This is a genomic window from Caballeronia choica (assembly GCF_001544535.1).
Classification (GTDB): domain Bacteria; phylum Pseudomonadota; class Gammaproteobacteria; order Burkholderiales; family Burkholderiaceae; genus Caballeronia; species Caballeronia choica.
Genome location: NZ_FCON02000428.1, coordinates 1 through 1,618, shown reverse-complemented (window position 1 = coordinate 1,618; position 1,618 = coordinate 1). Strand labels below are relative to the sequence as shown.

Annotated in this window: 1 protein-coding gene and 1 pseudogene; both read left to right on the top strand. The window is 61.8% G+C overall.

Annotated features, from left to right (window positions below; all coding sequences use genetic code 11):
• The coding region (locus tag AWB68_RS44695; RefSeq protein ID WP_087650430.1) for a cbb3-type cytochrome c oxidase subunit I at positions 1-1,413 on the top strand (1,413 nt) is incomplete at its 5' end.
• Positions 1,391-1,618: pseudogene (locus tag AWB68_RS50560) on the top strand (cytochrome c oxidase subunit 3); the annotation flags it as partial. The gene AWB68_RS44695 and the pseudogene AWB68_RS50560, both read left to right, overlap by 23 nt.

The window sequence follows — 1,618 nt, the reverse complement described above, 5'->3', positions numbered from 1 at the left end:
GGCTCGGTCAACTTCATCGCCACGCTGGCGCGCATGCGCGCACCCGGCATGTCCATCGACCGGGTTCCCGTGCTCGTCTGGGGCACGCTGACGGCGTCCGGCGGCAATCTGCTGGCCGTGCCGGCGGTCAGCCTCGCCTTCTTCATGTTGTGGCTCGACCGGCAGTTCGGCACGCATTTCTTCGATGTCTTGAATGGCGGCAGGCCGCTCCTTTGGCAACACATGTTCTGGATGTTCGCGCACCCGTGGGTCTATGCCGTGGTGCTGCCGGCGATGGGGATTGTCTCCGATGCGCTGCCTGTCTTCTGCCGTCGACCGCTGGTCGGCTACACGCCGGTGGCACTGGCGACGGTCGCGACGATGGTGGTGGGCTTTATCGTGTGGATCCATCACATGTTTGCCACCGGAATTCCGGCGCTTGCCCTCGCGTTCTTCGGCTCGGCCAGCATGGTGATCGCGATCCCCAGCGCGGTCGCCACCTTCGCATGGGTCGCGACGATCTATACCGGCCGTCCGGTGTTCAAGGTCCCCTTCTTCTATTTCGCTGGCTTCGTGCTGCTGTTCGTGATCGGCGGCGTGTCCGGCGTGATGACGGCCGCCGTTCCGCTCGACTGGCAACTCACCGATACCTATTTCGTCGTGGCGCATCTTCACTACGTGCTTCTTGGGATCAATGTTTTTCCGGTGATCGGCGGCATCTACTTCTGGTTTCCCAAGTTCACCGGTCGCATGATGAGCGAACGCATTGGCAAGCTCGGCTTTGCGGTTCTGTTCATCGGGTTCAACGTCGCCTTCTTTCCGATGCACATCGCGGGTCTCCTTGGCATGCCGCGCCGCATCTACACCTATCCCGCCGATATGGGATGGAATACCGTCAACCTGATCACCTCGCTCGGGTCGTTCGTGTTCGCGCTTGGCGTGCTGATCTTTCTGTTCGATCTCGCATGGAGCTACAAGCGAGGCCCGGCCGCTGGCGACAATCCTTGGGACGCACCCACGCTCGAGTGGTCCATTCCGTCGCCTCCGCCGCCTTATAACTTTGCGACCGTCCCGTTTGTCGGAAGCCGCCATCCGTTGTGGGAGAACAGGCTTGCGAGTGAACGAGGAGGCCACGCCGGGTCCGTGCTCGATGAAGGCTACATCCTCGATCATGGGCGCGAGGCACTGGGCACGACGGCCCTCGACGGCGAACCCTACATCATCCTGAAGATGCCGGGCGATTCATATGCGCCGTTCTTCCTGGGCGCTTTTTCAACGCTTGTGTTTGCAGGCATGGTGTTTCACGCATGGTGGTTCACGGCGGCGATGCTCGGCGCCTCTGCAATCTCGATGATCGCGTGGCTCTGGCCCGAGCGCGGTCTTCTGCAACGCGAGCCGTCCCCTGTACACGATGCGGGAGGCGAAATTGGCTGACGCGATCGATGCATTCGACACGACTCGCGCGCTGCCGATCGGCAGCGCGGGCGAGCGATCCAGCGGTTGGTGTGTGGACCATGATCGCCACGGAGTCGGCCTTATTCGTTTACTTGATCTTTTCGTACCTCTATCTCGCAGCGCAATCGGCGCAACATTGGCCTCCGGAGGGCCTGCCCAAACTCGGAATCGGGAGCGCCAACAC